This is a genomic window from Mesorhizobium sp. P3_A10, from assembly GCF_056403175.1.
In genome coordinates this window covers 833,429-859,828 of record NZ_JBFUFZ010000001.1, presented here as the reverse complement: position 1 = coordinate 859,828, position 26,400 = coordinate 833,429, and the positions used below count along the sequence as shown (strand labels likewise).

The following is a 26,400-nucleotide window of genomic DNA, read 5'->3' as shown; positions in this document are numbered from 1 at the left end:
AGACTGCGTCTTTTTGCATGCGTGTGTTGCAAAATAGATGCTTGTTTCTTGGGCATGATGAGCACATATATAGTTCATCTCCTGGGCGCGTTCTCCTCCCATTAGCGCCCGCGAGTGTTCCCCTCTGGAGGTTAGCCTTAACAGGCACTTCCAATCAAACTCAGCCGGATCTTTATTGATCCGGCTTTTTTGTTGCCCGAACCCTGCTCGGGCCGGCCGAAAATTGATCAGCATTGCCGCGTAACAGTGACATGTAACCCCAGGTAACATGTCGCGGACGCACTCTATGGATTAAGTAGATCATAGGACGCGGTGTGGTTCGTTCGGGAGATGGGGGCATCACTCGAACGACCCGGGCTCAGGCGGCTACCGCGTCCGAACCTTTTCTCTGCCGGCCAACACGGCGGACATCGTGCGGCGGACCTGCCGTTTTTACCTCCCACGAAGACGGTCCGCAAAACGGCGTCCGGATTATCCGGGCGCCGTTTTCATGTCGGTGCTGATGGCGAAGACAAGCCGCCACCGCAAGCGCCCGCTTCAGGCAGCTTTGCCGTTGGAGTTCATCGCCTCGTCGGCGAGACGCCCGGTCAGCTCGGCCATGTGATCGAAGACGCTGCGATAGGTGGCAACGCCTGCGGTCGCCGAGCGCAATTCGATGATCAGGTCGCCGATCTCCGCCTGCGGCATGGTCGCCTCGACGACATCCCATCCCGGCCAATCGGGCCGAGCGTCGTAGCCGAGGATCTGACCACGCCGCTGCGGGATCAGCGCAATGATCTTCGAGGTGGCGTCGGACGGTGTGACGATCTCGACCTTCATCACCGGTTCAAGCAGCACCGGCGAGCAGGCAGCCATGCCTTCCTTCATCGCCAGCTTGGCTGCCATCTGGAAGGCCATGTCGGAGGAATCGACGGCATGGTAGGAGCCATCGGAAAGGTTGACGGCGACATCGACCACCGCAAAGCCAAGCGGGCCGGATTTCAGATAGTCGCGCACGCCGGTCTCGACCGACTGGATATAGGTTTTCGGCACAACGCCGCCGGTGATGGTGTCTGAGAACTGGAAACCGGAGCCGCGCGGCAGCGGCTTGATCTCGATCACTACGTCGCCGAACTGGCCGTGGCCGCCCGACTGCTTCTTGTGGCGGCCGCGCTGCTGGACGGACTTGCGGATCGTCTCGCGGTAGGGGACCGCCGGAGCGTGGCCCTCGACCGGGATCTGGTTCTTGCCCTCCAGCCGCTCGCGCACGACGCGCAGATGCATCTCGCCATGCCCCGACAGCACGGTTTCAGCCGAATCCTGGTTGTGGCGCAGGCTGAGCGAGGGATCCTCCTCGGCAAGGCGCTGGATGGCCGCCGACATCTTGACCTCGTCCTTGCGTTCCTTCGGACGCAGCGCGAAGGCGAAGACCGGTTGCGGCGGCGCCAGGGCGACAAGCGGCTTGATGCCACCTTTGGCCGAGCTCAGCGTCTGGCCTGTCTTGACGTCGTCAAGCTTGCCGAGCGCGACGGTGTCGCCTGCTTTGGCGGAGGTCAGTTTCGACTGGTCCTTGCCCAGCATTCTGTAGATGCCGGAGACTTTTGCCGTCTCGCCGTTCGAGAGGTAGAGCTCCGAGGCATCGGCAAGCTGGCCCGACAGGACGCGCGACACCGACAGCTTGCCGCCATGCGCCGTGTGAATGGTCTTCATCACCTGGACCACGGCCGCGTTGCCGTCGGGCGCGCCGAGGCGCTTGCGGGTCGCTTCGACATCGGGCGCATCATGGCGGATTGCCTTCAAGAGGCGCAGCACGCCATTGCCCTTTTCGGCGGTGCCGATCAGCACCGGCGTCACAATGCCGGCGCGCAGGTCGGCGGAGAGGTCGTCGAAAATCTCGTCCTTGGGCGGCTCGATCTCTTCCAGCAACTGCTCCATCAACTGGTCGTCATGGTCTGCGAGCGTTTCCAGCATGGAGAAGCGCGCTTCCAGTTCGCGCGCCTTGTCGTCGCCTGGAATCTGGGCGACTTCGCTTTCGGCGTATTCGCGATAGATGTAGGCGCGCTCCAGCGCGAGATCGATCGAGCCGATGACGACGCCATCCTTGCGCAGTGGAATCTGGCGCAGCAGCAGCGGCACTGAGCTCGCCGGCTGCAGCATTTTCAGCGTGTCGCGCACACCGGCAATTGCCTTGTCGACCTTGTTCAGGAACAGGATGCGCGGCACGCCGAGATCGTCGAGCTTGCGCATGATCAGCTGCAAAGCGGGGATCTTCTTCTCGTCGGCTTCGGCGACGACCACAGCGAGGTCGCAAGCGGCCAGCACCGGCTCGGCCTCGAAGGAGAATTCGATCGAGCCGGGACAATCGACGAAGGTGATCTGCTCGCCCATGAATTCGGTGGTGGCGACGGTCGCCTCGACGCTCATGGCGTGGGCGCGCGCCTCGGGCGAATGATCGGAAACGGTGTTTCCCGATGAAACGGGGTTTTGGCGGGGAATGGCGCCCGTACGGGCGAGTATGGCTTCGAGAAGTGTTGTCTTACCGCTTGCAAAGGGACCGACGATGGCAATGCATTTCGGTCCCGTGCGTCGTCCTCCGGCGCGAGTACCCATGACTGACCTCCACTCAGGCGTTTCCCTGGGAGCGGCGGCCGGCCTGTCGACCGTCGCGGGCGGGGTTTTTTCGTTTGCCACCTGCCCAGGGACATCGTCCCACGGGTTAGCCGGCAGGGCAAGGAAAATAGGATCCCTGCTTTTCCGTCTCAGGCGATTGCACCGCGCCGGATATCGGACGAAACTGTTGAGCGCCCGAAAGAGAGGAGCAGGCGGGTTCCGTTGGCCGCCATCAGCCGACCAAACTTGAGGATTGCCTGTCATGAAGATCATTGCCTGCGGCAGCGTCGCGACCATCATCGCGCCGGAAAAGTACTTTACCGGCCGTGTGCTGCAGACGCCGGTCATCGAGAAAGAGGCGCCGGCGCGGCTACGCGCCACAATGGTCAGCTTCGAGCCCGGCGCACGCACCCACTGGCACACGCATCCGCTTGGCCAGACGCTGTATGTCACCGCGGGCGCCGGCCGCGCGCAGAGCTGGGGTGGGCCGATCCAGGAGATCAAGGCTGGCGACGTCGTCTCGTTTGAACCAGGCGAAAAGCACTGGCATGGCGCCGGCCCGAAATCGGCGATGACGCATATGGCGATGCAGGAAGCGCTCGAAGGCTCACATGCCGACTGGATGGAGCAGGTCACCGACGAGCAGTACGGCGTCTAGGCCACAAAGGCTCTGTTGGGCCGACATGAAAAACCCGGCCGCGCGGCCGGGTTTTTCATGATCTCGTCGATGTGCCGATCAGGTCAGCGATGCGGTAAAGCGCTGGATGCGGGTGCAGGCTTCCTCGAGCAACGTCTCCGAGGTGGCGTAGGAGATGCGGAAGTTCGGGCCGAGGCCGAAGGCCGAACCGAACACGACCGCTACGCCCTCGGCCTCGAGCAGCTCCGAGCAAAAGGTTTCGTCGGTGTCGATCACCTTGCCGGCTTTCGTCTTCTTGCCGATCAGCTGGGCGCAGGATGGATAGACGTAGAAGGCGCCCTCCGGCGACGGGCAAGAAATGCCGCGCGCCTGGTTGAGCATCGAGACGACGAGGTCGCGCCGGCCTTGGAAGATAGCCTTGTTCTTGGCGATGAAATCCTGCGGGCCGTTCAGCGCCTCGACCGAGGCCCATTGGGCGATGGTGCAGGCGCCGGAGGTCTGCTGGCCCTGGATCATGTCCATCGCCTTGATCAGCGCCACCGGCCCGGCCGCATAGCCGATGCGCCAACCGGTCATGGCATAGGCCTTCGACACGCCGTTCATGGTCAGCGTACGCTCGTAGAGTTTCGGCTCGACCTCGGCGATGGTTTTGAAGACGAAGTCGCCATAGGTCAGGTGCTCGTACATGTCGTCGGTCAGCACCCAGACATGCGGATGCTTCAACAGCACGTCGGCCAGCGCCCTGAGTTCGGCTTCCGTGTAGGCAGCGCCCGACGGGTTAGACGGCGAGTTCATCAGCAGCCATTTGGTCTTTGGCGTGATCGCCTTTTCCAGCACTGCCGCCGTCAGCTTGAAACCGTTGTCGATCGAGGTGTCGGCAAAGGCCGAGGTGCCGCCGCAGATCGCCACCATTTCGGGATAGCTGACCCAGTAGGGACGCGGGATGATGACCTCGTCACCGGGGTTCAGCGTCGCCATGAAGGCGTTGAACAGGATCTGCTTGCCGCCGGTCCCGACAATGGTCTGCTCCGGTCTGTAGTCGAGATTGTTCTCGCGCTTGAACTTTTTCGCGATCGCTTCGCGCAGCGGCGCGATGCCTGAAACCGGCGGATATTTGGTCTCGCCACGGCGGATGGCTTCGATCGCGGCATTCTTGATGTTGTCGGGCGTGTCGAAATCCGGCTCGCCGGCGCCCAGGCCGATAATGTCACGACCGGCGTTTTTCAGCTCGCGCGCTTTCTGCGTCACCGCGATGGTCGCGGAAGGCTTTACGCGGGAAAGGGCGTCGGCAAGAAAGGCCATGACCAGGTGTCTCCAGACAGGATCGGCGCGGCCAACAGCGGCCGCGGCGCTTCTCATGTCGCATCATTTAGCCAAGCGCAAGCATTGTCGGGTGAGCCAGGGCTCAAATCCTCGGCAACACAAAATTCATTAACGAGGGGTAGACCCTTTGCATGGCAGGATCGCGGTCCAATTCCGCCAATCTTGCGGAGCGAGGAACCGTGTCGAGCAGCATCGGGCTTGCCCACCACATCATTCGCCAGAATGACGGCACCTCCACCGGTGTCTGGGGCATCTATACGCTGCAGAGCGCCTTCCAGCCGATCTTCGCCTTCAGGGGTGGCAAGCTGTCGGCCGTCGCGTTCGAGGGGCTTATCCGGCCGTTTCGCGACGGCGAGCCGCAATCGCCGATGAGTTTTTTCAACAACTGTCCGGCGGGCGACCGCCTGCATATCGAGGCGCTGACGCGGACACTTCACCTTCTCAATGCCGGCGCCTGCTTGCCGGAAGAGGCGTCCATCTTCATCAATTTCGACCCATCGGTGTTCACCGATCGCGCCATCTCCGACCATGCGCTGCGCGACATGCGGCTGGTGCTGCAGGAGGCCAGCATCGATCCACGCCGCGTCGTCTGCGAAGTGACAGAGCAGAAATCGGCATCGCAGGAAACCCTGCACAGTTTCGTCGCGGCGCTAAAGGCCAATGGATTTCGCATCGCCGTCGACGATTACGGCGCCGACGAGTCCGACATCAACCGCATCAAGGAACTCAAGCCTGATATCGTCAAGTTCGATGCGCACTGGATCACGCAGCTGATGGAGTCCGGTGCCGGCTTTGCCCTGCTGACCGCCATGGTGACGAGCTTCGAACAGCAAGGCATTCGCACCGTGTTCGAGGGCATCGAGGAAAGCTGGCAGCTTGAGCTGGCCGAAAAGTCGGGAGCCTCCATGGTGCAGGGCTTCGTGATGGCGCGACCGGAATTGGCGCCGACCAGTTTTCGTACATTCGGCAAGGACACGCAGCCATCGGCCGCGGCAGCCGATGCGGGGACTTCCAGCCCAACCGCGGCGCCGTCGGCACGCCCGGCGAAAGCATTCGGGCGCAGGAAGGCGCCATGATCCGACCAGGCGACAGGCGGCGCAATGCCGGCGAGGCGATCTTTGCCGACGAGATCGGGATCGAATACGGCATCTATGGCGAATTCCGGCTGAAGAGCGCCTATCAGCCGATCTTCATGCCGCGCAGCAGGACATTGACGGCGGTCGCGATCGAGGCGCTGGTCGAGCCGCACCGCGCCGGCAGGCCGGTTGCGCCACCAGTGTTTTTCGACGGCGTGCCAGTAGAGGATCGCCTGCTCGTCGAGACCATGTGCCGGATGCTGCATCTGAGGAATTTCCGCAATATCGGCGTCGACGGACTTAATCTGTTCTTCAACTACAACCCGCTGATCAACGATCATCACGGACGGGCGCTGGCCGAAATCCGGCTGATGACCAGGCATCTCGGCGAGCTCGGCCTGCATCCGGCGATGCTGGTCTGCGAGATCACCGAGCAGGCGGCCGATGACAAGGTGCTCATTAGCCTGGTGCGGGAGATGCGGCGTGACGGCTTCCGCATCGCCATCGACGACTTTGGCACCGGCCACTCGACCGAAGAGCGGATAAGCCTTCTGCAGCCCGACATCGTCAAGATCGACGGCGCCTGGTTTGCGGAATTCTGCCGCCATGCCGCGGCCGAGCGGTTTTTTCGGCCGCTCGTCTCCATGCTGCATGATCGCGGCGCCAAGGTGCTGGTCGAGGGGATCGAGCAGTCCGTGCACCTTCGCGTTGCGCTGGAGGGTGGTGTCGACCTGCTGCAGGGGTTCCTGCTGGCACGGCCGGCGCTTGCCGGCACGATCTTCAACGAAGAACCGCTGCGCATCGACACGCTGCTCGGCACCGACAACAAGGTCATCCCCTTGCATCAGCGCCGCTGATGGACACGCCAAAACAAATCACTGGTTGACGCCGTTCCCGTCGCGATAATTGCCCAGCCAGGGAGCGCAGCCCGAAGGGAGCGGCAATGACCATACTTTACGGGATGATCGACAGCGGCAATTGCTACAAGCCGCGCCTGTTGATGGCCAAGCTCGGCATCGCCTTCACCAACGTCGAGGTGAGTTCGCACACCGGTGAGACGCGCAAGGCCGACTATGTCGCCAAGAACCCCAATGCCATGGTGCCGCTGCTCGAACTCGACGATGGCCGGCGGCTGGCCGAATCCAACGCCATCCTGCTCTATCTCGCCGAAGCCACGCGTTTCCTGCCGACCGACAGATATGAGCGGGGGCTGGCCTATCAGTGGCTGTTCTTCGAGCAGTACAGCCACGAGCCCTACATAGCGGTGCGCAAGGCGCTACTGACCTTTCCTGAACGCGCCAAGGATGCGACGCCGGAGCGGCTGGCGGTGACGCTGGAGCGCGGCAACAAGGCGCTCGGGGTGATGGACAAGCATCTGCAAGGCAGCGCGTTCTTCGCGGGTGACGCGCTGAGCGTCGCCGACATCGCACTCTATGCCTATACGCATACGGCGGAGCAAGGCGGCTTCCAGCTCGACGCCTACCCGGCGGTGGCGGCCTGGCTGAAGCGGGTCGAGGCGGATCCAGGGCATGTGCCGATGGAATGGCTGCCTTAGCAACGTCGGCGATTAGCGAAGGCCTCGACGAGCGTCCTTCTCCCCGTTCACGGGGAGAAGATGGCGGCAGCCAGATGAGGGGCGGCGCTAGCCTTTTCAGCAAATTGGTCTGGTGATGAGCAGTCTTGAAGCGTCGAGCTGCCCCTCATCGCCCTGCCGGGCACTTCTCCCCGTATAGTGACGGGGAGAAGGACGCTGAAATCCAGACAAATAAAAAGGCGGGATAAATCCCGCCTTCCCATTTCCGGTAGCCTGATCGGGAGCGTTGGTCCGGGCTGGCAGCTATCTGCTGATCCAGCTTGTCGGGTCTTTTCGCTCCGGTACGCTTCTCGCGCGACCGTCAGTACATCCGTGACTTGCCGCGCGCCCCGAGCTGTCGCCCGGCGCGCGCCATTCGCAAAATCAGGCCGCCTTGCTCAGAGAACCAGCGGACGACTTGCCAGTGCGGCGGTCCTGCTCGATCTCGAAGTTGATCTTCTGGCCTTCGACCAGGGTCGACAGCCCAGCGCGCTCGACAGCGGAGATGTGAACGAAAACGTCCGCGCCGCCATTGTCAGGCTGGATGAAGCCGAAGCCCTTGGTGGAGTTAAACCACTTGACCGTACCAGTTGCCATTTAGATAGTCCTTCAACATTTGCTTTAGTTTGACCGAACCGAAGTCCAGCCGGTGTGCATCGAGATTTTGGAGATAGACGTCAGCAAACGCGAAGATCGCGAGGCCCGGATCGATCGGCCGAAATATCAATGGGACGCATATAGTCTGGTTTTGCACCAAAAACAAGATGGTGCGGAAAAACCCGTCACCGCGGCACCGCCCAACGGCCGCCCCAATCGCGTGAAAGCGTTGCAAAATTGGGAAGATCGTACCGCCGTCTGGCGTTGGTCCGGTTTTGGGAGAAGACCATGAAAACCATTCTGCTTGCCGCCTGCCTGACGCTGGTCGCCGCCGAGGCGCAGGCGATCTCGCGCTATGACCCGACCCATATGAGCTGCGGCAAGGTGCAGGCGACGATCGCCAGGCAAGGCGCGGTCATTCTGCGTTATCAGTCGACGCGCGTGCCGGGGCTGCCACTCTACGACCGCTATGTGCAAAGCGAGCAATTCTGCACCATGGGCGAGGTCAGGAAGCGCGCCTATGTGCCGAGCGCCGACACGAAATCCTGCCCGGTCTACATCTGCAAGCGGGTGGATTCGGAGCGGCGTTTCCGCCGGCGACTTCTCCCGGACTAGAGTTTTCCAGGCGTTATCCCGAAACAGGGTCGGGCTTACGTGCCGGCCTCAGAATCCGAACGATACCTGTGCCGGCGGCGGGGGGCCGACGCGCACGCCTTCCATCGCCAGCATCTTTTCCTTGGTGGCAGAACCGCCCGGCGCGGAAAACCCGCCGATCTTGCCGCCTGCGGCAAGAATGCGGTGGCACGGGATGACCAGCGGCACCGGGTTGGCGCCAAGCGCTGCACCGGTTTCGCGTGGCAGGCCGGCATGGCCGGCGCGCTTGGCCAGTTCGCCATAGGTGGTGGTTTCGCCATAGCTCAGTTTTCGCGCCGCGTCATAGATGGCGAGGCGGAAATCGTCGACGCCGGCGAGATCGACCGGCACGCCGGAGAAATCGACATCCTCGCCTGCGGCATAGGCCTTGATCGAGGCGATCAGTTCGACCACCCATTGCGGCTGGTCGGTCGAGGCGGAAACACCGGCATGGCGCATCAGCCGGCGCTCCACCGCCTCGCGGCTGCGTTCGGGCAGGCAAAGGCGGATCAGCCCTTTCTCGCTCCAGGCAATGCCCATGAAGCCGATCACTGTTTCTAACACTGCGTGACCGGCTGTGATCGCGGCTGCGTTTTCCATGGCGGGCTCCTTTGCGCAAAAGGCCAAGAAACGGGTACGTGTCTGGTACAGATAGGGAACAATATCGCAGCTTGCACCCGGTCTCGCCACCCGAAAACCACCTGATGGCCCTGATTGCCGCAGGAAAAGCGCTGGTGTAAGGACTTCTTAACAACCCGACAAACTGGACCTCCGCGGCTTGCCAGCGAAAATCATCATTACCGCGATCGGCGTGCTCGTTGCCGCGGCCGGCCTTAGCGGCTGCACCACGACATCGCAGACCAAGGCTACGCCGGCGCTTGCCGCGGCCGCCACACCTGCCGACGACACACCGACGGTTGCGCTGCCTGAAACCGTGGCCGTGCTGCCGGAACCGTCCGGTCTTGCCCAGGTTCAGACGGCGGCGCTGACCGGCGACACTGTCGCTGGGGCGACGCTAGGCGCGCTGGCGACGCCTGGCGCGCTGCCGGCGCCGGCACAGCCTGGCGAGGTGCTGGCGCAGCCGACCGCCTTTGCCGGCTCGACACCCGTCGCCGGACAGTTTCCGCCGCCGCCGGCCGTGATGGCCGGCCCGACAAGCCCCGGCTCCATCAAGGCTGCGCCCGTCTATGCCACCGCGGCGGTCGCCATGCCGCTCACTGGCCAGACGGTCAAGACGGCCGAGATGCCGGGCGTTCAACAAGTCGCCTATGTCGTACCGCAGAATCCTGCCGCCCTTGTACAAGCCCCGCTCAGCCCACCGGTGGAACCCGCCACCGGACCGCGCGGCGAAATCGAGCGGCTGATCGAGAAATATGCCGCGCTCTATCAGGTGCCTGTCGATCTGGTGCGTCATGTCGTCAACCGCGAGAGCACCTTCAACCCGAAAGCCTACAATCACGGCCATTGGGGGCTGATGCAGATCAAGCACGCGACGGCGCGCGGCATGGGCTATCTCGGACCGGCAAGCGGCCTGTTCGACGCCGAGACCAATCTGAAATACGCGGTCAAGTATCTGCGCGGCGCCTGGCTGGTCTCCGACGGCAATGAAAAGCGTGCCGACCGGCTCTATCAGACTGGCTATTACTACGACGCCAAGCGCAAGGGCCTGCTGGAAGAAACCGGCCTTGGCCGCGACCGTTCGCGCCGCCGCCTGCAGCCCGATGCCTGAGCCGCGTCCGCCGGCGCTCAACGACATCCGGCTGCGCAAGATCCTCGACGACACGCTTGTTGCACCGCGCTGGCCTGAGGGCTTTGTCATGCGCGGCTTTGCGACCACTGACGCGCTCGCTTTGCATACGCTGCTGAGCGAAGTGTTCGACGACGGCAGCGACGGTCCGTTCGACGAATGGTGGCCGCGCATTTCAGGTGACGCCGAATTCGACCCGGCTTTGTGTTTTCTGGTCATCGACGACAAGGGCCGGCTGGCGGGGGCGGCGCTGTGCTGGACGCGGGCCTTCGTCAAGGACCTTGCCGTCCACCCCGAGGCGCGCGGCAAGGGTATTGCCGAGGCGCTGATGTGGCACGCCTTCGCCGTCTTTCGTGCACGCGGTGCCGCCTATGTCGACCTGAAGACCAACACGGTCGAGAACGCCGCCGCGGTCCGGCTCTACGAGCGGCTGGGCATGACGCCTGTCGCCTGGGAAGGGTAAGGCGGTTTCTGCCGTTGGGGAAAGCGTTCGCTTTGTGAACTGCTTCACATAGGCCGCTGCAGGCAAATGTTAACCACATATCCACGCCGCTCGGCCGATCAGGGATCTGCGAGAGGCAAGATATCGGAGTGGGCTGCGCCGGCATGTGTCGGTCCCTCCCGGGCGGGTCTCAGGCGGGGGTTTGGGACCCGCCTGTTCTTGGCGCTTCCGTCGCAAGTTTGCTTCTTCAGCCAGGCATCGGTGTCTCTGACGCCCGCTCAGATGTCCGGTGCGTTGCCGATCTTCCGCTTCAGCTCGAGCGCCCAGGCGCGGCCTTCGTCGCCGCCCCATAACAGCCAGGCAATGGTGCCGGCCGACGGGTTCGCCTCATTGCCATAGTTCTTGCCGCGCTTATCGACCTCGTGACGGGCGAAAAAGCTGACCATGCGGCGGATGGTGGAAGGTGCGAGCTTTTCGCGGTTCATCAGTTCGGTGGCCCGCGCGACGCCGATCTCGGTGCCGCCGCGGCCGAATTTTTCGCGCAGCCGCAGACCCTTGGCGGCGTTGTCGGCAACGATCTGCGGACAGCGCAGGTCGATCTCGTCATCGTCGGCTTCACGCATTTCTTCTCCTCGGATCCCGCAAGCTCTAGCCGATGGGAAGAATGCGGGGAAGCGGGACAGGTTCCGCAGCGGCGGCGTGCAAAAATGTCGGAACCGATCCCGGCGAAACGTCCTTGGTTTGCAGAGCAACCGCGCCAGGATGCCGGTGCGACGAACCAGGAGCCGATCATGATCACCTTTCCCAACGAATCCGCGAAATACCGCACCGCCCGCGAAAGACTGCTGAAGAAGGAAATCGAGCTCCGCCGGGTCATGGAAGACGTCGCCGTGGCGCGCCGCGCGCTGCCGCCGGGCGGGCTGGTGCCTCAGGATTACGTGTTCGACGGGCTCGGCGCCGATGGCCGGCCGGCCAAGGTCAAATTGTCGGAACTGTTTGCGCCGGGCAAGGACACGCTGATCCTCTACAGCATGATGTTTCCGCGCCATCCCAAGGAAACGCGCGACGTGGCGACCAGCGGCGGCACGGCGAAGCTCGCGCGGCCGGACCAGCCGTGCCCGTCCTGCACCGGCCTGCTCGACCAGTTCGACGGCGCCATCGGCCATCTCGAAGCCGCCGGCTTCAATTTCGCAGTGGTCGGCAAGACCGCGCTCGACAATCTGCTCACGCTCGGCCGCGATAGAGGCTGGCGCAACATGCGGCTGCTGTCGTCGGCCGGCAACAGCTTCAAGCGCGACTACAATGCGGAAGCCGCCGACGGTGCGCAGCTGCCGCTGCTGTCGGTGTTCCACCGCGATGCCGATGGTGTCAGGCATTTCTGGAGTTCCGAGCTTGACTTCGCGCCGTCCGAACCCGGCCAGGACGCGCGCGCCATCGGCACCTGCGAGATCCTGTGGAATTTGATGGATTTTACCCCCGAAGGCCGGCCGGACTGGCACGAGCAATTGCAGTATGGCGAGGGGTGTTGTGGTTGAGGGGGAGGGCGGTAGTGCCTTTGGGGTGATTCAAAATCAGCGCTCTACGGCGCCCCCTCTGTCCTGCCGGACATCTCCCCCACAGGTGGGAGATCAGCAGCTTTGGCGCCGGCTTTCTTCTCTGCAAGGTTGACAATTGGCGAAGGCAGCGGTGACGGCCGATCTCCCCCCGAGTGGGGGAGATGTCCGGCAGGACAGAGGGGGCGCCGTAGAGCGCCACGGCGGGAGCTTCAACGCGCTTGGTGAACCGAGTGCCGTAAGGTGGCTCTGTGCCTCCGCCTGCCGTGAACTAGACTGCCTGCACCAATCCATGGAGGCACCCATGCCCAAGATCGACCTATCCGCTGTGCCCGCCCGCAAGGGCTCGGGCTACCCGCCACCTTTCGATGCGCCCTGCGCCACCCGCACGCGCCGGCGCCTGGGCGATGCCGGCGGCCTCACCGATTTCGGCGTCAATCTGATGACATTGCCATCCGGCGGCTGGTCCAGCCAGCGCCACTGGCACAGCCATGAGGACGAGTTCGTCTATGTGCTGGAAGGCGAACTGACGCTGGTCGAGGACGGCGGCGAGACGCTGCTGCGCGCCGGTGACTGCGCGACCTTCGCCAGGAACAGCGGCAATGGCCATCATTTGATCAACCGGTCGACGACGACGACGCTCTATCTGGAGGTCGGCTCGCGCAATCCTGACGATGTCATCACCTGCTCCGACATCGACATGATGAGCCCGAGTTCCGACGGACGGTTTTTACACAAGGATGGCACGCCGTATCCGGGGCAGGGGTGAGCGAGGCGCCGGCCTTTCCTTCTCCCGTTGTGGGAGAATGTGTCGCCGAAGGCGACGGATGAGGGGTGCTCCAGGGAACGCCGACGTCTCACTCCGCTGGAACACCCCTCATCCGACCCGGCGCTAACGCGTCGGCCCACCTTCTCCCACAAGGGGAAAAGGGAAGAACGGCGCTGGCGTTCGCCGGGTGGCGCGATAAGCTCCCGGCAAACCCAGGGAGGATTGTCATGAAGAAGGAAATCATCGAGGTCCCGGTGCTGTCGGCGGCCGTGCGCGCGCTGGGCCTGCCGCTGTCGCTGGTGACCAAAGCTGCGGGGCTGGTCTTCGTGTCCGGCACGCCGCCGCTCGATATCTCGACCGGCAGACTGGTCAAGGGCGACATCGAAACCCAGACCGAGGCGTCGCTGAAGGCGCTGAAACATTGCCTGGAAGCGGCCGGAACCTCCCTGGACAATGTCGTGATGGTGCGCATCTACGCCGTCAATTCCGGCTTCTACAACGCCATCAACCGCATCTATGCCAGGCATTTTCCCGAAAATCCGCCGTCGCGGACCTTCGTTCCGGTGGCGTCATGGCCGATGGAGTTCGATATCGAGATCGAGTGCGTGGCGACGGCTTGAGCCCTGGACCATGCATCGGCGCTGGCGTTCCGCCAGTGCCGGGATAAGCTCCCTGAAACAATAGGGTTGTCGCAGAAGACCCCCTCATCCGGCCGCTTCGCGGCCACTTCTCCCCTCGGGGAGAGGTCAGCCGAGCGTAGCGGAGGCTGGGTGAGGGGGCCTTTGCGCCAGCGTGACCAACAAACGGAGGACCACCATGAAAAAAGAAGTCATCGAAGTGCCGGTCATGTCGGACAAGGTGCGGGCGCTTGGCCTGCCGTGTTCGACGGCGGTCAGGGCCAACGGCTTCGTGTTCATCTCGGCGACGCCGCCTGTCGACATGGTGACCGGCGAGATGGTGCGCGGCGACATCGAAACGCAGACCGAGGCATCGTTGAAGGCGCTGAAGCATTGCCTGGAAGCGGCGGGAACCTCGCTGGACAATGTGGTGATGGTGCGCATCTACGCCGTCAATTCCGGCTTCTACAACGCCATCAACCGGGTCTATGCGAAGTACTTCAGCGTCAACCCGCCGGCGCGCAGCTTTGTGCCGGTGGCGTCTTGGCCGATGGAGTTCGATATCGAGATCGAGTGTGTGGCGGTGGCGTGAGGGGGGAAGCTACTGGAGAACTCTGTTGTTTCCTAAAGAAGCGATTCGATAAATCTGCCAGAGATGACTATGTTTAAGTAAGTTCAACTAGCTGGAGGCCGCAGGAATTTTGAGCAAGCTCCCTATTTCATTGGATTTAGGTTTAGGCGCCAAAGCGGAAATACGGGCAGAGGTAAAAACTGAAATTCCATCAGAGACGTCAGGAAAATTTCTCGATGCGATAACTGACATCTTTCGCCCATTTAGTGAACGGCGCGGTTTGCGAGCAGATCAAATCCGGCTGCAACGCGAGGATGTGCTCATCGCAATTGCAAGAAAGGCTCAGGAAAGGCTCGCAGTTGAGGGCAAGGTTCCCAACTCGATCCCGAACAGAGTGCTGATTCCCTTCATGGAGAAAGCATCTCTCTCTGATTTGGAGGATGAAGTCCTTACGAGCGCCTGGTCAAATATTCTTGCCGCAGCTTCGAACGGCGTAAAGGCAAACCACGCGGTTTTTGTCGACATTCTTGGAAAATTGGATTCCGCTCACCTACGATTTCTCTCTTTTATCGCTCAGCCCGAAAAATTGGAATCTGCAGAAGATGGATTTCTGAACCTAGCTGATAACTTGGTGAGGGCTGAGATTGATACACTAATCGAACATCATATCGAGAATGAAAGTGAGCAATCTTTTGATGAGAGAATTGAACAATTTTCAGATGCGATAGCTAACTTCCTGCGCCAACGGGGATCTTGCCTTATCAGCGGCGGCTTGGAACTGATAAAAAATGAAAATGATTCAGATTACTATGAATTGTTGGGAGAAAGAGATTTTGAGGAATTTCCGGAAAATATCTCGGGTGCCCTGGAAGGGTTAAGTCTAATAAAGCGTGTTGAATTGCACAATTTTCAGAAGAGTAATTTTGTGTTGTGGCTCGATTTTCACGTCATGACTATGTTTGGGTATGAATTCTTTTACGCCTGCCATGATGGAAGAGACGTATTCGAGATTTGAAAATTGGCGGTGTGTTAGCCGTAGTAGCTCGGCTGCAGTGGCGGACTGGATGCCAGCCGTTACTTCCAGTCATCCCGTTCCGGCGCTATCGCGCCGGTCCACCTTTCCCGCAAAGGTCTACGCAAAATACTCCTGCAGCGGCCTGACCTCCAGGCTCCCCGCCTTCAGCGCCGCAATCGCCTCCGCCACCGCAGCCGCGCCCGACAGCGTCGTGTAATACGGCACCTTCTGCATCAGCGTCGCCCGGCGCAGCGATTTCGAATCCGACACCGCCTTCTGGCCGTCCGTCGTGTTGAAGACGATCTGCACCTGGCGGTTGCGGATGGCGTCTTCGATGTGAGGGCGGCCTTCCAGCACCTTGTTGATTTTCTGGGCGTCGACGCCGTTTTCAGCGAGGAAGCGCTGCGTGCCTGAGGTCGCCAGCACCTTGAAGCCGAGGCCGGCGAGGCGCTTGACCGCCGGCAAGATGCCCTTCTTGTCCTCGTCGCGCACCGAGACGAACAGCGTGCCGGATCGCGGCAGGTCGACGCCGGCCCCTAACTGGCTCTTGGCGAAGGCCAGTGCAAAATCGCGGTCGAGGCCCATGACCTCGCCGGTCGAGCGCATTTCCGGGCCGAGCAGGATGTCGACGCCGGGGAAGCGGGCGAAGGGGAAGACGGCTTCCTTGACCGCAATGTGGCCGGGATTGCGGGGGTCGGGCATGGCGCCGTAATGGGCGAAGGCGTCTTCCAGTTTCTCGCCGGCCATGATGCGGGCGGCGATTTTCGCGATAGGACGCCCGATGGTTTTTGCGACGAAGGGCACGGTGCGTGACGCCCGCGGGTTGACCTCCAGCACATAGACGGTGCCGTCCTTGATCGCATACTGCACGTTCATCAGGCCGCCGACATTGAGCGCGCGGGCGAGTGCCGCCGTCTGGCGCTCCAGCTCGTCGACCAGCTCCGAAGGCAGCGAGTGCACCGGCAGCGAGCAGGCACTGTCGCCGGAATGGATGCCGGCCTCCTCGATGTGTTCCAGAATGCCTGACACAAAGGTCGACTTGCCGTCGCACAGGCAATCGACGTCGACCTCGATGGCGCCCGAGAGATAGGTGTCGAACAGCAGCGGGTTCTTGCCCAGCAGCGTGTTGATCTGGCCGGTCTTGTCGTTGGGGTATTTCTGCTTGATGTCCTCCGGCACCAGGCCGGGCACGGTGTCGAGCAGATAGGATTGCAGCATGCTCTCGTCATGGATGATCTGCATGGCGCGGCCGCCGAGCACATAGGACGGGCGCACCACCAGGGGGAAGCCGAGCTCGCCGGCGACGAGGCGGGCCTGCTCGACCGAATAGGCGATGCCGTTCTTCGGCTGGCTGAGGTTCAGCTTGTGCAGCAGCTTCTGGAAACGGTCGCGGTCCTCGGCCAGATCGATCATGTCGGGTGATGTGCCGAGGATCGGGATGCCGGCCTTCTCCAGCGCATCGGCCAGCTTCAGCGGCGTCTGGCCACCGAACTGGACGATGACGCCGACCAGTTCGCCCGAGGCCTGTTCGGCGCGCAGGATCTCCAAAACGTCCTCCGCCGTCAGCGGCTCGAAATAGAGCCGGTCGGACGTGTCGTAATCGGTCGACACGGTCTCGGGGTTACAGTTGATCATGATCGCTTCGAAGCCGGCGTCGCGCAGCGCAAAGGCGGCATGGCAGCAACAATAGTCGAACTCGATGCCCTGGCCGATGCGGTTGGGACCGCCGCCGAGGATGACCACCTTCCTGCGCGACGAGACCTGCGCCTCGTTGGCGAGCGCGCCGGCGAAGGGCACTTCATAGGTCGAATACATGTACGCGGTGGGCGAGGCGAATTCGGCCGCACAGGTGTCGATGCGTTTGTAAACCGGATGAACGTCGAGCTTTTCGCGAGTCTTCTGAATCACTTCGGCGTCGGTCTTCGTCAGCGACGCGAGGCGGGCGTCGGAAAAACCCATCGCCTTCAGCATGCGCAGATTGACGGCATCCTCGGGAATGCCGTGCTCGCGAATGCGGGCTTCCATATCAAGGATGCCGGCGATCTGCTCGAGGAACCACGGGTCGATCTTGCACATGGCGTGCACGTCTTCGAGCGACGTGCCCATGCGGATCGCCTGCGCCACCATGCGCAGCCGGTCGGGCGTCGGCGTGCCCAGTGCGGCGCGGATGGCGTTGCGGTCGTCGGCATGGTTGGCGACGGCGGCACCGTGGCCGAGGCCGGGGATCTCGATCTCGTCCAAACCCGTCAGGCCGGTTTCCAGTCCCCGCAAAGCCTTCTGCAGCGATTCCTGAAAGGTGCGGCCGATGGCCATGACTTCGCCGACCGACTTCATCGACGTGGTCAGCACCGGCTCGGCGCCAGGGAATTTCTCGAAGGCAAAGCGCGGGATCTTGGTGACGACGTAATCGATGCTCGGCTCGAACGAGGCGGGCGTGGCGCCGCCGGTGATGTCGTTCTCCAGCTCGTCCAGCGTGTAGCCGACGGCGAGTTTGGCCGCGATCTTGGCGATCGGGAAACCGGTCGCCTTGGAAGCCAGTGCCGACGAGCGCGAGACGCGCGGGTTCATCTCGATCACCACCAGCCGGCCATCGGCCGGGTTGACGGCGAACTGCACGTTGGAGCCGCCGGTCTCGACGCCGATCTCCCTGAGCACCGCAATCGAGGCGTTGCGCATCATCTGGTATTCTTTGTCGGTCAGCGTCAGCGCCGGGGCAACGGTGATTGAATCGCCGGTGTGCACGCCCATCGGGTCGATGTTCTCGATCGAGCAGACGATGATGCAATTGTCCGCCTTGTCGCGGACAACCTCCATCTCATACTCCTTCCAGCCGAGCACGCTTTCCTCGATCAGCACTTCGGTGGTCGGCGAGGCGTCGAGGCCGGACTGGACGATCTCATAGAATTCGGCGCGATTGTAGGCGATGCCGCCGCCGGTGCCGCCCATGGTGAAGGACGGGCGGATGATGGCGGGCAGGCCGACATGGTCGAGCGCCTGGGCGGCGATCGCCATGCCATGACTGATGTAGCGCTGCTTGCGGTCGCCTTCGCCGAGGTTCCAGCGGGTTTCCAGCGCGTCGAGCGCGGCGTCGAGATTGTCCGGCTTCTCGGCCTTGAGCGCGGCGCGCTCGGCCTCATGCGTCTTGCGGTCGGTGTTCTTGACGTCGGTGGCGTTGGCCAGCATCGACTTTGGCGTTTCCAGGCCGATCTTCTGCATCGCCTCGCGAAACAAGGCGCGGTCCTCGGCCTTGTCGATGGCATGCGCGTCGGCGCCGATCATCTCGACATTGTAGCGGTCGAGCACGCCCATGCGGCGCAGCGACAAAGCGGTGTTGAGCGCGGTCTGGCCGCCCATGGTCGGCAGCAGCGCGTCCGGCCGCTCCTTGGCGATGATCTTGGCGACGACTTCGGGCGTGATCGGCTCGATGTAGGTGGCGTCGGCCAGTTCCGGGTCGGTCATGATGGTGGCCGGATTGGAATTGACCAGGATGACCCTAAAACCCTCTTCCTTCAGCGCCTTGCAGGCCTGGGTGCCGGAATAGTCGAACTCGCAGGCCTGGCCGATGACGATGGGGCCGGCCCCGATGATCAGGATCGACTTGATGTCAGTGCGTCTTGGCATGTCATAGGTCCGTTCGGCGGGCGGCTTGCACAAAAAACCGGGACGGGGAAGACCCGGCCGGTTGTGCTCGCGATTCTGGTATCAGGCTAGGAGGGCCTTATAGGGAAGAGTTTTGGCGGATGTAACCCCGAAAATGCGGGTTCTTATGGCAACTAGCGCCGCGTTCCTTCGCGCCCCCCTCTGCCCTGCCGGGCATCTCCCCCACGAGGGGGGAGATTGGACGTCATGAACGCTTTCGCCAATTTTCAACGACGAAGGAAGGTGGAGGCGCCGGAACTGCCGATCTCCCCCCCATGTGGGGGAGATGTCCGGCAGGGCAGAGGGGGGCGCTGTCCCGCCAGCGTTCAAAGTGAGATTTACCTTAATCCCCAAACGCCAGCGCATCCGTAATCTCGAAACGCTCAGATACTCCGACACGGACGATGCTCAGGCTGCCCTCGCGGGTGAAGCGGAAGTCGCCGGGGGCGTTCGAACCGGTGGGCAGACCGGCGGTAAAGCTGATGACACGCGTGCCGCCATCGGGCCAGGTTACGGTCACGTCGGCCTTGTCGCCGCCTGTGCGGACAACGCTTGCCGCGCAGCCTGTCATCGGCTGGCCGATATACCGGGCGCACGGAACCTCGCCGGTGGCAGTTGGAGCGGGCGCGTTCACCGCCGGCGCCTCTGTCTCCCCGGTCGACGGGTCGGCCGCGAGCGCCATTGTGTAGGCATCCTCGATGGCGGTCTTGCCGATGATCTCGGCGGCCGTCTGAGCGGTTTCAGGATCGTCCAGCCGCGCTGTCAGGCCGGGCGGCGGCTGGTCCGCTGTGGTGGGACTTGCACCGGTCGCCTCGGTGTCCGCAACGGCCACCGGGTTCTCCGGGTTCAAATAGCGCGCCGGCGCCCATCCGCTCATTTGCGGGTTGTCGATCGCTTCGACCTTGCACCAGCGATGCCCGTTGACGTCGTTGCAGCCGAGGTTCTTCAAGCTCGAACCACCGGGCAGGCGCGCTTCGGTCTTGCCGATCGGCGATGGCGTGGTGCGGACGTTGAGAAGATCGCCCGGGGCGAGGTTGGTGACGATGGAGATGACCAGAGCCGGATCGTCCTCGGCCTTGGCCGCGATCGCCGCCAGCAGCAGCGGAGCGGCAATCAGCGCGGCTAGCGTCGTCCGGAGGGAATGTGTGCGCCTCATCATCTGGCCATGGGCGATCGATTGCGTTGCCGAGAATGCGGCCAGACTCAAGAGCGCCACCGCATGCCACGCCGGTTTTATAGGGAACGACATGGCGCTATGTAAGCCCGAAAATACGGCTGGTTTGCGGGGAGCGCCGTCCCGCTCTGCGGGGGCATGAACGCGTTCCGCGTTCAGCCCGGCATATGCCCGGTCCGCAGCGCGTGGGCCCATTCCGGTCGTCCCGCCTGTTCGGCCTGCCGTGCCGCCGCCTCATGGTCGTAGTCGACGGCGATGGTCTCGAAGATGTCGGGCCGGCCCTCACCACCCAAGGTGACGATGCCGTAGCGCGCATGCGGCGAGCCTTGCTCGGAGACATGCGCCGGCGGGGTCGAATCGTCATAGGCGGGGCAGCCGATGCTGCCCGGATTGAAGATGACCGGACCGTCTGGCATGCGGATCAGCTCGCTGCGGTGGCTGTGGCCGCACAGCGCGATGCGGCAAGAGGGGTCGAGGGCCTTCAGCCGCCGTCTGATCGCCGCCAGCGGCGCGCGCACCAACTGGCCATCGGTAATCGCATCGGCCAGATATTTCTCGTCATGGTCGGGCCGGGCATGGAAGGCGATCACGCCGGGCGCGATCACCAGCGTCAGCGGCTGGGCGAACAGAACCTCGCGCTGCGCCACGGTCAGCCGCTCCTGCGCATAACGGTCGGACGCCCACATCGTGTCGTCGGCCGGGTCGCGGGCAACGCGGCGATCGTGATTGCCGCGCACCGTCGGCAGGTTGAGCGCTTCCAACCGCGCAAAAGTCTCGCGCGGCCACAGCGGACCGGAGACGCTGTCACCGAGATTGACGGTGAGGTCGGCGCCGCCGCGCCGCTTCAAATCGCCGAGCACTGCGTCGAGGGCGAGGACATTGCCGTGGATGTCTGCGAGGACGGCGATGCGCATGAGGAGGCTCCGGTGGTGAGGAACACCCTCAGGCGGTGATTTCAATCTCGTGGCCGCCAACCGCGGGCAGGGCCGTATCCTCGCCGGCGGCGGCAATGACGCTGTCGAGCAGGCCGGGGAAGCGGGCGTCGAGGTCGTCGCGGCGCAGCGTGATCAGCCGGCTGGTGCCGACCACTTCGGCGCGGGTGACGCCGGCTTCGCGCAGTTTGGCCAGGTGATAGCTGAGATTGGTTTTCGAGCCGAGATCGAGGAACTGGCTGCAGTTCAGCGGCACGCCTTCCTTGCTGGCGAGATAGCGCACGATGGCGAGCCGCGTCGGGTCGCCAAGCACGGCAAGCACGATCGGCAGGCTGATCTGTTCGATGTTGGGGTGGGGCAAGGTCATGCCGCAGAATTAAGCACAATCGGGGCCGATTTCAACGCATCTCCTCCTTTGGCCGGGGCGCACGGTTTCTCGTTTCGCGATCCGTCCTGACACAGGGCTGTCAGCAGGGTTGGACTATTTATGCTCCCGGACATTGACATGATGGCACCTTATGTCCAATTGTTCAATAACTTTTGAACTAAGGACATCGCCATGGACAAGCGCCTTTTCTGGCTTGCGCTCGGGTCGTTCACGATCTCGACCGAAGGCTTCGTCATTTCCAGCCTGCTGCCCGATATCGCCAGGGATGCCGGCATCTCCATTCCGCTCGCCGGCACGCTGATCACCGCCTTCGCACTCGCCTATGCGGTCGGCACGCCGATCCTGGCGACGCTGACCGGCGAATGGGACCGGCGCCGCGTCATCCTGTGGACGCTGGTGTTTTTCGTTCTCGGCAATCTGGCGGCCGCGTTGAGCTCCTCCTTCGAATTGCTGCTGATCGCCCGCATCGTCATGGCGCTGTCTTCCGGCCTGTTCGCGGCCACCGCGCAAGGCACGGCCGTGGCGCTGGTCGATAGCCATCACCGCGCACGCGCCATCGCCGTCGTCGTCGGCGGCACCACGGTTGCGGTTGCGGTCGGCGCACCGCTTGGCGCGCTGGTCGCGGCCTTCGCCGGCTGGCGCGGCACGTTCTATGCCATTGCCGGGCTCGGCGCGCTCGCCGGCGCCATCCTGTGGTACCGGCTGCCGCGCGGCATCATCGGCACCAAGCTGCCGCTTAGGCGCAGGCTTGCCGCGGCGCTGCGTCCCGGCGTGATGCCGATCCTGTTGACGACGCTGCTGGCGCTGACCGGCGCCTTCACCGTGTTTGCCTATGTCGCGCCGCTGGCCATTCAAGGCGGTGGGCTGAGCCCGATCGCGCTGCCCGGCATGCTGCTCGCCTTCGGCGTCGGCGCCGTCATCGGCAACATCGCCGGCGGCCAGGCTGCCGACCGTTTCGGCGCGACGCGCACCGTCGGCTGGTCGCTGGGGTTGAGCGCAGCCATGCTGGTCATGCTGTCGGTCATCCCGACCTTCCTGCCGCCGCATATCGCCGGACCGGCGCTGATGGCGATGATGGTGCCGTGGGGCATCGTCGGCTGGGCCTTCCCGCCGGCACAGGCCAGCCGCATCATCAAGCTGGCGCCCGACGCCGCACCCATCGTGCTGTCGCTCAACGGCTCGGCACTTTATCTCGGCGTGGCGCTGGGCGCCGTGGTCGGTGGCGGCGTGCTGCGCTACGGCGTGCCTGCCGACCTTGGCCTGATCGCGGCGGCGTTCCCGATCGTGGGACTGGGTGTCGTGCTGGCCGGCCGCTGGGCGGCGCGGCCGGTGGCCATGCCGGCCGAATAGCACCATTTCCAGAGCTGATTGCCGGCGCCGCTCTTTCAGGTTGAAAGGGCGGCCGGCGGCACTTCGTAGTCCAGCGCGGCGACTTCGTCGAGCAAGGCGCGCAGATCTGCCGCCCGTTGCTGGCCGACCATGGCCTCGAAGCGCCGCTGGGCAATGCTCCATAGTTTCGTGGCCTCGTCTAGCTTGGCGAGGCCTTGTGGCGTCAACCGCACCCGCTTGACACGGCGATCGTCCTCGTCGGCGAAGGTTTCGACATAGCCGTCTCGGACCAGCGGCTTCAGCGTGTGGCCGAGCGCCGACAAATCCATCACCATCGCTTCTGCGATCGTGCCCATCGCGGGCTCGCTGCTGACATAGATCTGGTAGAGCAGACCGTATTGCGTGCCCTTCAGGCCCGAAGGCGAGATCACATCGTCATAGAAGCGACCGAGCTTGCGCGCCGCGCGCCGCAGCGTGGCGTTGTTGCAAGGGCTAAATCCCGGCATCGCGGTCTTTGTCATTACGACTCCTCGCCGGCAAAAAGCTTCGCCGGCCTACCGCAAAAATAGTTTCTGTCGCCTCCGTTGACAAGATAGTGGCATATACCTACTTCCCAGAAAGTGGCATATGCCACTAATTAGAAATCAGGCGGCGGGCGAGGAACATCGGCCTGTTCCGCCGGGCAGCAACAGAAGGAACAGGACAATGAGTGCAGAAAACAACAAGGGTACGGCGGTCGTCACCGGCGCCTCATCGGGCATTGGCGCGGTCTATGCCGACCGGCTCGCCGGCCAGGGTTATGATCTGGTGCTTGTGGCGCGGCGCGCCGACCGGCTGGAGGAACTGGCCGAGAAGCTGCGCTATGCCTACAACCGCAAGGTCAGTGTCATCAGTGCCGATCTTGCCGACGACAACGACGTCCGCCGGGTCGAACAGGCGATATCAGCCGACGACAGTGTGACGCTGCTGGTCAACAATGCCGGCCTCGGCGGCGCGCAAGTGGTGGCGACGGCCGACGCCGATGTGGCCGAACGCATGATCAAGGTCAATGTGGTCGCCTTGACGCGGCTGACCCGCGCCGTGCTGCCGGGTCTGATCGCGCGCAACCGCGGCGGTATCGTCAACATCGCCTCGGTGCTCGCCTTCGATACGTCGTTCGGTGGCATCTACAGCGGCACAAAGGCCTATGTCGTCAACTTCACCGAAGCCCTGCAGCGCGAAGTCGCTGATACCGAAGTAAAGGTGCAAGTCGTTCTGCCGGGGGCGACCCGGACCGAATTCTGGGAGCTTGCCGGCAGCGACATCGACAACCTGCCGAAGGAGATCATCATGACCGCCGACGATCTGGTCGATGCCGCTCTTGTCGGTCTGGCCAGAGGCGAAGCCGTCACCGCGCCGGCGCTTACCGATGCGGCCAAGCTGGACATTTTCCTCGGCGCCCGGCAAGCCTTCTACGGCAGCCTGCACGCCAACAAGCCGGCGGCGCGCTACGCGGCTTGAGGGCTGGTCTCATGCTGCTCGCCACATCGGAATGATCGAGGCGGCGAGCAGCAGGCCAAGCGCGATGTTGAGCACACGCCACTGCCGCTCGGTTCTGAGCAACCGGGCGAGCAGCGTGCCGGCCACGCACCACAGCGACAGTGACAATGCAGCGGCAAGGCCAAACACCGCGCCAAGCAAAAGGGCAAGTTGCAGTGGTCCGTTGGCCAGTGCCGCGAACGATGCCGCGGCGCCCAGTCCCATCGCCCAGCCTTTTGGATTCATCCATTGCAGGCCAGCGCCACCCAAAAAGCTGTTCGGCCTGGCCATCGTCACCTCCAGATTGGGTGGTCCGCTGCGGCCGATCTTGAGGGCGAGCCAGACGAGATAGAGCGAGCCGGCGATCTTCATCGCCAGCTGCAAGGACGGGACTGCCGCCAGCAGGCCGGCAAGCCCGGCCGCACCGGCAGCGGCCACGGTGGCAAGACCAGCCGCGCTGCCGGCCATCAGCGGCATGGAGCGGCGAAAGCCGAACTGTGCGCCGGACGCCGTCGACAAGGTCGTCGCCATGCCAGGCGTGGAGGTGGCGACCAGTGCGAACAGGACGAGAGGAAGGATGGCCTCAAACATGCGGTTTCTCTCCTGGGAAGCCGCATGCTAGGCGCCATGTCGCATCAGTAAATGCAATGTTTGCGATGGTTAGCATTAGAGATTATGATGTCGCATGATCCGCAATCTCGACACGGCCCTGATCCGCACCTTCGTCACCGTCGCCGACAAGGCCAGTATGACGGCGGCCGCCAACGCTTTGCATCTGACACAGGGCGCCGTCAGCCAGCAGATCAAGCGGCTGGAGGAGGCTCTGGGATGCAGTCTGTTTGAGCGCGACCGGCGCGGGCTGAGGCTGACGCACTCCGGCGAGCGGCTGTTCGGCAAGGGCAAACGCCTGCTCAGCCTCAATGACGAGATCTGGGCCGAGATGGCGGGCAATGCGTTCGCGGGTGAGGTGCGGCTCGGCGTGCCCTACGACCTTGTCGGCACCTTGCTTGCGCCAATTTTGAAGAGCTATGCCGAGACATATCCGCAGGTCGAGATTTCGCTGGTCTGCGCCTCGTCGCCGGAACTCGCCGCGGCATTGGCGACCGGCACGATAGACCTCGCCGTCATCGAGGAGCGGGTCGGCCCGTCGGCCGGCGAATGCCTAGCCATCGACCGGCTGGTCTGGGTCGGCGCCAAGGGCGGTGTCGCGCGCCGCAAGCGGCCACTGCCGGTGTCGATGGTCGCCGACACCTGCGCGTTTCGGCCAGCGGTGCTTGCGGCTCTCAACGAGCACGGGCTGGAATGGCGCACCGTGTTCGAAAACGGCAACATCGACGCGACGACGGCCACAGTGCGTTCGGACCTCGCCGTCACCGCCTGGCTGGCGTCGACCGTGCCGGCCGATCTCAACATTCTGCCTGCCGATTCCGAGCTGCCGGCCTTGCCGAATTTTTCGATTAACCTGCACCTGCCGCAGCATGGTGTCGGGCCGGCGGCGCAGGAGTTTGCACGCCACATCCGCGATGGGCTGGCGCGGCGGGCGGTGGCTGCTTGAGGCCAAGCAGAACTCGGTTTCCTCTCCCCCCTCCGGAGGGAGAGGAAAGGTGCCAAGACCGTCCCGCTACTTCCAGTTCTTGCGCCGTTCGAGCTCGGCGTGGGACGGCTCTTGCGTGACAAACGACCCGACCTTGATCTCACCTGATAGTTCGTAGGTCGCCACAATGACGCCGGTGGTCGTGGCCTGCGACTTCACGAGCTTGAAGGCGGCAGGCATCGCACTATCGCCGAACAGCCGCTTGCCCTTGCCCAGTAGCAGCGGGAAGGTCATCAGCCGGATCTCGTCGATCAGCCCGTTGGCGAGCAAAGTCTGGATCAGCTCGCCCGAGCCCTGGATGAGAAGGTCAGGTCCATCCTCCTTTTTGAGGTTGCGCAACGTCGCGACGATATCGTCGCCAAGCCATTGCGTGTTCTCCCAGGTCAGGCTGTCCGGCCGGTGCGTCGCCACATATTTGGTCGCAGGGTTGAAGGCATCTCCGATCGGATCTTTCTGGTAAGGCCAGTATGCCGCGAAGATGTCGTAGGTTCTGCGGCCGAGCAGCAGGGCGAAGGGTTTGGAGAAAAGTTCCTCCATGGCCACGCCCGCCACCTCGTCAAAGTAGTGGAACGTCCAGCCGCCATATTCGAAGCCGCTGACCGGATCTTCCTCCGGCCCGCCGGGCGCCTGCATGACGCCGTCGAGGCTGACGAATGTTGCTGCGGTGATCTTCCTCATTGGGGT

Annotated in this window: 28 protein-coding genes; 16 read left to right on the top strand and 12 right to left on the bottom strand. The window is 63.3% G+C overall.

Going from position 1 to position 26,400, the window contains the following annotated elements; all coding sequences use genetic code 11:
- Positions 1 to 537: 537 nt before the first annotated feature.
- Positions 538 to 2,589, bottom strand: coding sequence for an elongation factor G (locus AC1DXU_RS04080; RefSeq protein WP_477364668.1), 2,052 nt, complete (start codon positions 2,587 to 2,589; stop codon positions 538 to 540).
- 262 nt (positions 2,590 to 2,851) lie between these two features.
- Here AC1DXU_RS04080 and AC1DXU_RS04075 point away from each other — a divergent pair, with 262 nt between their 5' ends.
- Positions 2,852 to 3,247, top strand: coding sequence for a (R)-mandelonitrile lyase (locus AC1DXU_RS04075; protein WP_477364665.1), 396 nt, complete (start codon positions 2,852 to 2,854; stop codon positions 3,245 to 3,247).
- A gap of 78 nt (positions 3,248 to 3,325) precedes the next feature.
- On the opposite strand, the gene AC1DXU_RS04070 is transcribed toward AC1DXU_RS04075, so the two are convergent.
- Positions 3,326 to 4,528, bottom strand: coding sequence for a pyridoxal phosphate-dependent aminotransferase (locus AC1DXU_RS04070; RefSeq protein WP_477312743.1), 1,203 nt, complete (start codon positions 4,526 to 4,528; stop codon positions 3,326 to 3,328).
- Between the two features lie 200 nt (positions 4,529 to 4,728).
- Here AC1DXU_RS04070 and AC1DXU_RS04065 point away from each other — a divergent pair, with 200 nt between their 5' ends.
- From AC1DXU_RS04065 to AC1DXU_RS04055, 3 genes are all read left to right on the top strand, one after another.
- Positions 4,729 to 5,625 (top strand): EAL domain-containing protein, encoded by an 897-nt coding sequence (locus tag AC1DXU_RS04065; RefSeq protein ID WP_477364662.1) that lies wholly within the window; start codon positions 4,729 to 4,731, stop codon positions 5,623 to 5,625.
- Positions 5,622 to 6,482, top strand: coding sequence for an EAL domain-containing protein (locus AC1DXU_RS04060; protein WP_477364659.1), 861 nt, complete (start codon positions 5,622 to 5,624; stop codon positions 6,480 to 6,482). The genes AC1DXU_RS04065 and AC1DXU_RS04060 overlap by 4 nt, the downstream gene beginning before the upstream one ends.
- An 86-nt stretch (positions 6,483 to 6,568) precedes the next feature.
- Positions 6,569 to 7,180 carry a glutathione S-transferase family protein gene (locus AC1DXU_RS04055; protein WP_477364656.1) on the top strand — a complete coding sequence of 204 codons (612 nt, stop codon included), beginning with the start codon at positions 6,569 to 6,571 and terminating at the stop codon, positions 7,178 to 7,180.
- 402 nt (positions 7,181 to 7,582) lie between these two features.
- Here AC1DXU_RS04055 and AC1DXU_RS04050 read toward each other — a convergent pair whose 3' ends face one another.
- Positions 7,583 to 7,795, bottom strand: coding sequence for a cold-shock protein (locus tag AC1DXU_RS04050; protein WP_112396569.1), 213 nt, complete (start codon positions 7,793 to 7,795; stop codon positions 7,583 to 7,585).
- A gap of 52 nt (positions 7,796 to 7,847) precedes the next feature.
- Between AC1DXU_RS04050 and AC1DXU_RS04045 the strand changes: the two genes are divergently transcribed.
- Both AC1DXU_RS04045 and AC1DXU_RS04040 read left to right on the top strand, forming a co-directional pair.
- Positions 7,848 to 8,087, top strand: coding sequence for a hypothetical protein (locus tag AC1DXU_RS04045; protein WP_477364653.1), 240 nt, complete (start codon positions 7,848 to 7,850; stop codon positions 8,085 to 8,087).
- On the top strand, positions 8,084 to 8,410 hold the full coding sequence (locus AC1DXU_RS04040) for a hypothetical protein (protein ID WP_477312733.1): 327 nt from the start codon (positions 8,084 to 8,086) through the stop codon (positions 8,408 to 8,410). The genes AC1DXU_RS04045 and AC1DXU_RS04040 overlap by 4 nt, the downstream gene beginning before the upstream one ends.
- A gap of 48 nt (positions 8,411 to 8,458) precedes the next feature.
- Here the strand turns inward: AC1DXU_RS04040 and AC1DXU_RS04035 are convergent, their stop codons facing one another.
- Complete coding sequence (locus AC1DXU_RS04035; protein WP_477364650.1) at positions 8,459 to 9,028, bottom strand: methylated-DNA--[protein]-cysteine S-methyltransferase; 570 nt, start codon at positions 9,026 to 9,028, stop codon at positions 8,459 to 8,461.
- Between the two features lie 178 nt (positions 9,029 to 9,206).
- On the opposite strand from AC1DXU_RS04035, the gene AC1DXU_RS04030 reads away from it, so the two are divergent.
- Together AC1DXU_RS04030 and AC1DXU_RS04025 are read left to right on the top strand one after the other, a co-directional pair.
- The gene (locus AC1DXU_RS04030) at positions 9,207 to 10,157 is read left to right on the top strand and encodes a transglycosylase SLT domain-containing protein (protein WP_477364647.1); all 951 of its coding nucleotides are present in this window, start codon (positions 9,207 to 9,209) and stop codon (positions 10,155 to 10,157) included.
- Entirely contained in the window at positions 10,150 to 10,638 is a 489-nt protein-coding gene (locus AC1DXU_RS04025; protein ID WP_477366019.1) for a GNAT family N-acetyltransferase, read from the top strand. Before AC1DXU_RS04030 ends, AC1DXU_RS04025 begins: the two co-directional genes overlap by 8 nt.
- A 257-nt stretch (positions 10,639 to 10,895) precedes the next feature.
- Here the strand turns inward: AC1DXU_RS04025 and AC1DXU_RS04020 are convergent, their stop codons facing one another.
- Positions 10,896 to 11,240, bottom strand: coding sequence for a hypothetical protein (locus AC1DXU_RS04020; protein WP_477364645.1), 345 nt, complete (start codon positions 11,238 to 11,240; stop codon positions 10,896 to 10,898).
- A gap of 168 nt (positions 11,241 to 11,408) precedes the next feature.
- Here AC1DXU_RS04020 and AC1DXU_RS04015 point away from each other — a divergent pair, with 168 nt between their 5' ends.
- From AC1DXU_RS04015 to AC1DXU_RS03995, 5 genes are all read left to right on the top strand, one after another.
- Positions 11,409 to 12,152 (top strand): DUF899 family protein, encoded by a 744-nt coding sequence (locus AC1DXU_RS04015; protein WP_477364642.1) that lies wholly within the window; start codon positions 11,409 to 11,411, stop codon positions 12,150 to 12,152.
- A gap of 322 nt (positions 12,153 to 12,474) precedes the next feature.
- Entirely contained in the window at positions 12,475 to 12,939 is a 465-nt protein-coding gene (locus AC1DXU_RS04010; protein ID WP_477364639.1) for a cupin domain-containing protein, read from the top strand.
- A gap of 227 nt (positions 12,940 to 13,166) precedes the next feature.
- A complete protein-coding gene (locus tag AC1DXU_RS04005) occupies positions 13,167 to 13,559 on the top strand; it encodes a RidA family protein (RefSeq protein WP_477364636.1) in 393 nt (130 codons plus the stop codon).
- Between the two features lie 196 nt (positions 13,560 to 13,755).
- Complete coding sequence (locus AC1DXU_RS04000; protein WP_477364633.1) at positions 13,756 to 14,148, top strand: RidA family protein; 393 nt, start codon at positions 13,756 to 13,758, stop codon at positions 14,146 to 14,148.
- Positions 14,149 to 14,257: 109 nt separating this feature from the next.
- Complete coding sequence (locus tag AC1DXU_RS03995; RefSeq protein ID WP_477364630.1) at positions 14,258 to 15,142, top strand: Abi-alpha family protein; 885 nt, start codon at positions 14,258 to 14,260, stop codon at positions 15,140 to 15,142.
- 117 nt (positions 15,143 to 15,259) lie between these two features.
- On the opposite strand, the gene carB is transcribed toward AC1DXU_RS03995, so the two are convergent.
- The 4 genes from carB to AC1DXU_RS03975 all read right to left on the bottom strand — a co-directional run bounded on the left by carB (position 15,260) and on the right by AC1DXU_RS03975 (position 21,254).
- Positions 15,260 to 18,763 carry a carbamoyl-phosphate synthase large subunit gene (gene carB, locus AC1DXU_RS03990; protein ID WP_477364627.1) on the bottom strand — a complete coding sequence of 1,168 codons (3,504 nt, stop codon included), beginning with the start codon at positions 18,761 to 18,763 and terminating at the stop codon, positions 15,260 to 15,262.
- A gap of 361 nt (positions 18,764 to 19,124) precedes the next feature.
- Positions 19,125 to 20,150: an SH3 domain-containing protein gene (locus tag AC1DXU_RS03985; protein ID WP_477364624.1), complete on the bottom strand. Its 1,026-nt coding sequence runs from the start codon at positions 20,148 to 20,150 to the stop codon at positions 19,125 to 19,127.
- Entirely contained in the window at positions 20,111 to 20,869 is a 759-nt protein-coding gene (locus tag AC1DXU_RS03980) for a metallophosphoesterase family protein (protein WP_477364622.1), read from the bottom strand. The genes AC1DXU_RS03985 and AC1DXU_RS03980 overlap by 40 nt, the downstream gene beginning before the upstream one ends.
- 28 nt (positions 20,870 to 20,897) lie before the next feature.
- Positions 20,898 to 21,254, bottom strand: a complete 357-nt coding sequence (locus tag AC1DXU_RS03975; protein ID WP_477312707.1) for an ArsR/SmtB family transcription factor — start codon at positions 21,252 to 21,254, stop codon at positions 20,898 to 20,900.
- Between the two features lie 192 nt (positions 21,255 to 21,446).
- Between AC1DXU_RS03975 and AC1DXU_RS03970 the strand changes: the two genes are divergently transcribed.
- Positions 21,447 to 22,625, top strand: a complete 1,179-nt coding sequence (locus AC1DXU_RS03970; RefSeq protein WP_477364619.1) for an MFS transporter — start codon at positions 21,447 to 21,449, stop codon at positions 22,623 to 22,625.
- 35 nt (positions 22,626 to 22,660) lie between these two features.
- Here AC1DXU_RS03970 and AC1DXU_RS03965 read toward each other — a convergent pair whose 3' ends face one another.
- On the bottom strand, positions 22,661 to 23,125 hold the full coding sequence (locus AC1DXU_RS03965; RefSeq protein ID WP_477312703.1) for a MarR family winged helix-turn-helix transcriptional regulator: 465 nt from the start codon (positions 23,123 to 23,125) through the stop codon (positions 22,661 to 22,663).
- Between the two features lie 184 nt (positions 23,126 to 23,309).
- Here AC1DXU_RS03965 and AC1DXU_RS03960 point away from each other — a divergent pair, with 184 nt between their 5' ends.
- Positions 23,310 to 24,104 carry an SDR family NAD(P)-dependent oxidoreductase gene (locus AC1DXU_RS03960; protein WP_477364616.1) on the top strand — a complete coding sequence of 265 codons (795 nt, stop codon included), beginning with the start codon at positions 23,310 to 23,312 and terminating at the stop codon, positions 24,102 to 24,104.
- A 9-nt stretch (positions 24,105 to 24,113) separates the two neighbouring features.
- Here the strand turns inward: AC1DXU_RS03960 and AC1DXU_RS03955 are convergent, their stop codons facing one another.
- Positions 24,114 to 24,713 carry a LysE family translocator gene (locus tag AC1DXU_RS03955; RefSeq protein ID WP_477364613.1) on the bottom strand — a complete coding sequence of 200 codons (600 nt, stop codon included), beginning with the start codon at positions 24,711 to 24,713 and terminating at the stop codon, positions 24,114 to 24,116.
- A 94-nt stretch (positions 24,714 to 24,807) separates the two neighbouring features.
- On the opposite strand from AC1DXU_RS03955, the gene AC1DXU_RS03950 reads away from it, so the two are divergent.
- The gene (locus AC1DXU_RS03950) at positions 24,808 to 25,677 is read left to right on the top strand and encodes a LysR substrate-binding domain-containing protein (protein ID WP_477364610.1); all 870 of its coding nucleotides are present in this window, start codon (positions 24,808 to 24,810) and stop codon (positions 25,675 to 25,677) included.
- A 66-nt stretch (positions 25,678 to 25,743) separates the two neighbouring features.
- Here AC1DXU_RS03950 and AC1DXU_RS03945 read toward each other — a convergent pair whose 3' ends face one another.
- Positions 25,744 to 26,394, bottom strand: coding sequence for a dihydrofolate reductase family protein (locus AC1DXU_RS03945; protein ID WP_477312695.1), 651 nt, complete (start codon positions 26,392 to 26,394; stop codon positions 25,744 to 25,746).
- Positions 26,395 to 26,400: the final 6 nt, after the last annotated feature.